Consider the following 6938-nt stretch of genomic DNA (forward strand, 5'->3'; position numbering starts at 1 on the left):
GGAAGCCGAAAGCTCAGGAACCGGAGAAGCGGCGTACTTCGTTGCCGCTGCACTTGCAGCCGAGTTTACGGCGTTCGCATCGAAGTAAGAGACGGCTCGATTGTGGCTCTCATTAATCGACGTCTCACTCTCCAGGCGGATACCCATGTTCAACGTCAGCCGCCGGGTTAGCTTCCAGTCATCCTGGACGAAGCCGGCGAAGTAATGGTTGTTGAAAGTCAGGTAGGGACTGATGGTATAAGCACCACTCGAAGGAACACCCAGCAGGAAGGAGGCCATCGAGCCGCCAAAGACCGGCCCGGCAAGCGCGGTACCCGCCCTAGTGAAGGTACTGTCAAAAGCGAGGTTACCGGTGAAGTAGTTGTTTGTTCCGGGAGCCGTAGGCGTAGCGTAGCTTCGGTTCTGACGAAGATCCGGACCGATCTTCAACGTGTGACGACCATGCACCCAGGTGACTGCTGTGAAGAATTGGATGGTGTCAAAAGCAGTCCGGCTGGGCGACGCCGCGCTCAGAGTGGTGTACGCCGTTCCGGATTCGGTGAACTGAATGCGAGGCAGCGCGGCGCCTGCACTTGACGATGAGTCCATATAGCCGGGGAAGCCATAGCTGCTGGGTTGGACACCGCCGCTGGCAATCGCTGAATTCTTATAGGAACGGGTCAGGCTGATTCGGGAATCCATGACCACCGACGAGCTGAAGGTATGCACGAAGTCGACCAGGCCACCCTGGTAGACCGTATAGCTCTTCGAGCCGGTGGCAATATTGCCGAAATAGTTGTTGCTGATGGGCTGATACTCGCTGCGATGCACATCAACAAACAGCTTATTGTTGGCGCCGATGCTCCAATCAAAACGACCCGAGTTGGAGTTGTAGTTGTTGATGGTGTTGTTGCTCGAATAAAAGTTGTTCTGACCATCGGCCGTGCCCGTGACATTAGGCTGCGGATAAAGCGACAGATACTTCTGCGCGATCTGACTTAGACGCGACGCCGGGACAACGTTATTTGTGAAGGGCGTGCGCAGAGCCTGACCGGAGCAGTTCGGATCGGCAGTACCGCTCGCGGGATCGAAGATCTGATAGCTGTTGTAGGTGGCCGTATAGCCAGTACAGCGAGCCGCCGACTTGTTCGTCCCCAGACCCAGCAGCGCGGAAAAATCACCATTGCGCTCCGCTGCAGTCGGCACAGTCGTCAACACCGGGCTGGGCTGTGATCCCTTGAATCCTTCGTATGCATACAAGAAGAAGAGCTTGTCCTTGCCATTTACCAGGTGGGGAAGCCAGATCGGGCCTGCGATGTGGCCGCCATACTGATTCTGGCGATAGGCCTGCTGCTTCGTCGTTCCGGCAAACCAGCGGTTTGGCGCATTGATTGCAGAAAACTGGTTGAACTCTGAAAGCGAGCCGTGGAACTGATTCGCTCCTGACTTGGTCACCAGGTTTACGGTACCGCCCGAGGTATCTCCGGTCGAGGCATCGGCATTGAAGATATCTACCTTCACCTCCTGTACCGAGTCCTGCAGCGGACTGAAACCGGGCAGACGTGAGGAGTCCTGCATGTTGGGTACGCCGTTCAACAGATATTCGTTCGACTGCGAATTGCCGCCTCCAAGAGAGAAGTCGGAAGAAGCGGAGTTGTCGAAGGGACGAGCCTGCACCACGGAGTTCTTCTGTTTAACGACGACACCGTACATCGTCTTGGCGAGCGCCAGGGGGGAACGGCCGTTGTCTGGGAGATTCTCGATCTCCTGCGCCGACAGCGTCTGACCGGCTGAAGCCGTCTCCGTTTGGATCAGTGGAACATCGGTCGTCACCCGTACTTCCTCAGTGGTGGCTCCTACCTGCATGGTGACGTCTTCGCCCACCTTCGATCCAGACTCGAGCGTCAGGTTCTCGTGCACATAGCGCTGAAAACCGTTCGCTGTCACCGTCACGCGGTACTTGCCCGGAGCAAGGAAGGGCACGGTATACTCACCCGCACCATTGCTCGTGGTCATGGAATTGACGCCTGTCTCCATGTTGGTGACAAGCACGGAGGCGCGCGGAATGGTCGCGCCCGTTGGATCAGAGACTCGCCCTGTCAGAGTTGCGCGAAACTCCTGGGCGGACATGATGGAAGCACTGGCGACAAGAAGCAAAAGCAAAGCGGCAAAGCGTTTCATAGACGTGCTCCTGACGAAAACCGGATTTCATTCATGAATCCGGAACGGCTGCCACACTAGCGAGGTGAAGAAAGAATTGTCAATAAAGAATGAGAGGAAACGCGATGATTTTCTGCGCTTTTCCCTTGAAATTATCGTATTTTGTCAAAATGTATCGACAAAAAATGCAATGCACGTTCGACCCTCCTCATTGCATACTTGGGTGGCATAAACGACAGCACCTTCTCTTTTCCTCGGCACACTTCAACGCAGGATTCGGTTGGTGTTAACCATCGTTTTCACCAACGACGAACGAATCGCGATCAACCACAGTTGCTTCGCGAGCTGGAGAGACGCACATCCATGAATCGCCGCGAAATGATGAAGCTCGGCGCAGGCGCTTTTGCAACCGCCGTTCCATTGGCCGCACACGGAGAGCATTCATTCCGCAATGCGGCATCGCATAGCGGCGCCACTGCGGAACAAGCTGGCGCTGGAACTATAGAACAGTGGGGAATCTTTGAGGTCGCGCTTCAGGGCCCATCCGAGGGAAATCCATTTATCGAGGTCACGCTGTCGGCGGAGTTCCGCAACCAGCATCGCACCGTCAGCGTCACTGGTTTCTACGACGGCAATGGAACCTATCGCGTCCGCTTCATGCCTGATGCCACCGGAGACTGGAGCTACATCACAACGTCCTCAACCGCCGCGCTGCATGGCAAGTCGGGCAGCTTTCGCTGCACCTCGGCCTCGTCAGCAAACCACGGACCAGTCCACGTCGCTCATCAATTCCACTTCCAGTATGCGGATGGAACGCCATACTTTCCCTTCGGCACCACCACCTACTCCTACCTGTTCACGTGCGAACCGTACGATGCGCAGACGATTGCTGCGTTGATGGACTCTCCCTTCAACAAGGTGCGCGTCTGCATCCTGCCAAAGGGACAAGGCAAGCGCGGCCTGCCGGAGTTTCCGTTCGAACATGCTGCGGGTTCCATCAGCACTCATCACGAAGATTTGAAAGATAACAGTCAATCGAACGCGACCTTTGATTGTGATCGCCTCAACCCGCGCTATTTTCAATTGATCGAGCGGCGCCTTCTCGAACTTCAAAAGCTCGGTGTCGAAGCTGATCTGATCCTCTTTCATCCGTATGACTCGTGGGGCTTCAAAGCGATGACTCCAGAGCAGGACGACCGTTACCTGCGTTATGCCATCGCCCGCTTTGCCGCCTACAGGAGTGTCTGGTGGGCGATTGCCAACGAGTATGACCTGGTAAAGACCAAGAGCATGGCCGACTGGGATCGCTTCTTTCGCATCACGGTCGCCAGCGATCCCTACAGCCATCTGCGTTCCATCCATCACAGCAAGGTCATCTACGACCATTCCAAACCGTGGTGCACGCACGCGAGCCTGCAGGAGTATGACTTCCAGAAGTCGGCCGAGCGACGCGCTGCCTGGAACAAACCCCTCGTCTATGACGAGATCCAATATGAAGGGAACATCGCCCGCCGCTGGGGCAATCTCTCTGCCGAAGAGATGACGCGGCGTTTCTGGCTCGCTACCGTCCATGGTGTCTATGCCTCCCACGGAGAGACCTACAAGACACCGGCGGGCGAGCCCGTCTGGAGCGACGGCGGAAAGCTTCGCGGCGCCAGCGCGCCACGCATCGCCTTCCTGCGCAAGCTGCTGGAGCGAGTGACGCCAACAGGAGTCAATGAGTTTGAAGACGCCTACTATCCGTCCGCCGGCAAAGACAAAGAGCTTTATCTCTACTACTTCGACTTTCACTGTGTCGGTGAATACGATTTTCCTCTTCCTGCGGGTATGCGCTTCAAAGCCACACTGATCGATCCCTGGAATATGAGCGAACGCGAGCTTCCTGGCGTCTTTACCGGGAAGTCCACGGGCAGCAGATTCGTCGATGAAAATGCCGGCGACCAGATTCAAGGCGGCACCAATCACATCGAGCTTACGGGCAAGCCTTACATGGCTGTGCTCTTCCAGAAGGTTTAGGAGTTCTGACATGTATCTGTTGACCCAGGCCCGCGTTCGCATTCGGTCCATTGTGGCTTTCTCTCTTGTATTGGCTGCGCCCGCCATCGTGATGGCGGCTCCAGTAAAGGTCGTCGTCCTGGAAAACGCGACACCTCGTGAGCGCTTTGGCGCCGACCGCCTGCAAGCGGCCCTCACAGCGAACCACATTGAGAGTGGCGAACAAATCGTCCTTGGTCTACGCTCTATTCCCTCGATCGAAAAGTACAAGCAACTGCCGCAGCTATGGCCGGGCGCCAGCGAAGCCTTCGTCATCAAGCGCATCGGCAATCAGATCGTCGTCGCCGGCAGCGATGCCTCCGGCGTTCTGTACGGAGCACTGGAGCTGGCCGACCGAATCGATCAGACACATGCGCTCCCGAAAGAGATTGAGTTCATCGATCATCCCGCCCTGAAGCTGCGCGGAACCTGCATCGGGATGCAGAAGCCCGAGATTACCTACGAAGACGCGCAGTATGACTACCCTTACACGCCCAAAGACTTTCCCTTCTTCTACGACAAAGCGGAATGGGCTCGTTACCTCGACATGATGGTCCGCCAGCGGTCGAACACACTCTATCTCTGGAGTGGCCATCCCTTTACTTCGCTGCTGAAGCTGCCGAAGTATCCCGAAGCGCAGGAGATGAGCGATGCGCAATTGAACCAGAACATCGAGATGATGCGGTGGATCACGGCAGAAGCCGACAAGCGTGGCATCTGGCTGCTGCAGGGCTTCTACAATCTCCATCTATCCCATGCGTATGCCCGAGCCCACCATCTTCCCTACCATCTGGTGAACCCMACACCGGAGGCCATCGAGTACACCCGCTATGTCATCTCCGAGTTCATCCGCAACTATCCGAACGTTGGCCTGATGATGACGCTGGGCGAAGCCCTCTCCCCACACAAGGGCGTCGAGCTCATGACCCAAGCCATCATTCCAGGCGTGAAGGACGGCATGAAGGCTCTTGGAACGACGGTGGAACCACCGATCGTGCTACGCGACCATGCCACCGACATCGAAGATGTATTGAAGGCAAGCCAACCGCTCTACGGCAATATCGATACCCTCTCCAAGTGGAACGGCGAGTCCCTCACCTGGACAAACGATCGCGGCAAGGTGCTTGACCGCTTCAAGCTGCTGGTCGAGAACAGCAACGTCGCCGTCTCCAACGTCCACCTGCTTTCGAACCTTGAGCCCTTCCGCTGGGGAGATCCTGACTTCATCCGCGAGACCGTGTTGAACTATCAGCGCATCGGCATTGGAGGTGTRCACCTCTACCCGCTGCGTTATTGGGACTGGCCCAATGCCGCCGATAAGACCGAGCCATTGCTCTATCAGCCGGAACGGGACTGGATCTGGTTTGAAGCCTGGGCTCGCTATGCCTGGAATCCCAATCGCGATCCACAGAAAGAACGCACGTATTGGATACAGGAGTTCGCCCAGCGATTCGGTACACCACAGGCTGGAGAAAAGCTGCTCGATGCCTACACGCTCGCAGGTCCAGCACAACCACGCCTGCTGCCGCGCATCGGCATCACCGAAGGCAATCGTCAGGCATTCGCTCTTGGGATGACAATGCCGGAGCTGATCGATGCCAAACGCTTTGGCCCTGCTGAGACGCTCTGGACCGCCAACGCTCCAGGCGGAGAGCGTCTGTACGACTACGTGGACCATGAGTTTCATCACCAGCCACACCAGGGAGAAACGCCTATTGGCGTAGCCGATACCGTCACGAAGGATGCGGAACAGGCATACGAAGCCGCCAAAGCAGCGGCGCCGCTCGTTACGAAGAACAAGGACGAATACAACCGTATCGTCGGCGATATGCAGAGCATCTGGCTTCTGATGCAGTTCTATCAGGCAAAGACCCACGCTGCTGCTGAGGTCATGTTGTTTGGGTACGACAAAGATCAGCAACATCTTCAGAAAGCAGATTCCCTGCTCGCCTCGTCGGTTGAGTTCTTCCGCCAGTTGACGACTATCACCGACAAGACCTACCGCAACGCAGCCGGCATGCAGACCTCACAGCGGCAGATTCCAGTGCGCGGAGGTCCAAAGACCAATCACTGGCGCGATATTCTCCCTGTCTATGAAAAGGAGCTGGTCACCTTCCGCTCGCGCCTGAACAGCATGAATGATCCGGCCGCACTGGCAGAGGCGCAGAAACCGATAGAGAGACTGCCTCAGGTCGCCTTCCAGCTCGAGCCCGGCTCCGGAGAAGCATTCACCGTCAAAGCCGGCGAACCGATCTTCCCCGACGGACCACAACAGATCGCATCCATAGCCGGTGAACTGGATGGTATGCGCGGCATCCGCGTCAGCGGCAAGAGCAACACACCTGTACGCTTCACTCTCGAGAAGCCTGCTCAGGTTCTCGTCGGCTTCGTTCGCAAGGGCGTTAATAAAGCAGGCCCACAGAATGCCGACGCCGAGAACTGGAATATCGTCCTGACCAATGCGATTGCATTGAAGGGAGCACCAGCCCTCACCGTATGGGCCGCGCCGCTCTCGGCTGGACGGAACGAGCTCGACCTTGGACGCGGGAACTATGTGATTCTCGGTTTCATCCCGCAGGAGACAAAAGTCAAAGCCCGCATCARCTTGTCCGCTGCTTCTGTTGATGGAGAGCCACCAAACCTCGACTGGATGTTCGAAGACTAAGCAGAACCGACAAGCCCATGCCCTTGATCAGAACATGGGCTTGTCGGCTATTTGTTTTGTCATTTCGTAGCTCCCGAAAGGGAGCTACGAAATCTGCTTC

Annotated in this window: 3 protein-coding genes; 2 read left to right on the plus strand and 1 reads right to left on the minus strand. The window is 56.6% G+C overall.

The window, feature by feature from the left end; translation table 11 throughout:
- The coding region (locus AB4043_RS09350; protein ID WP_442306929.1) for a carboxypeptidase regulatory-like domain-containing protein at nt 1-2160 on the minus strand (2160 nt) is incomplete at its 3' end.
- Nucleotides 2161-2502: 342 nt separating this feature from the next.
- Between AB4043_RS09350 and AB4043_RS09355 the strand changes: the two genes are divergently transcribed.
- Nucleotides 2503-4155: a DUF5060 domain-containing protein gene (locus AB4043_RS09355; RefSeq protein WP_442302389.1), complete on the plus strand. Its 1653-nt coding sequence runs from the start codon at nt 2503-2505 to the stop codon at nt 4153-4155.
- 10 nt (nt 4156-4165) lie between these two features.
- Nucleotides 4166-6838 carry a hypothetical protein gene (locus AB4043_RS09360; protein WP_442306930.1) on the plus strand — a complete coding sequence of 891 codons (2673 nt, stop codon included), beginning with the start codon at nt 4166-4168 and terminating at the stop codon, nt 6836-6838.
- Nucleotides 6839-6938 lie beyond the last annotated feature (100 nt).

The organism is Terriglobus sp. YAF25 (genome assembly GCF_052113305.1).
Lineage (GTDB): Bacteria > Acidobacteriota > Terriglobia > Terriglobales > Acidobacteriaceae > Terriglobus.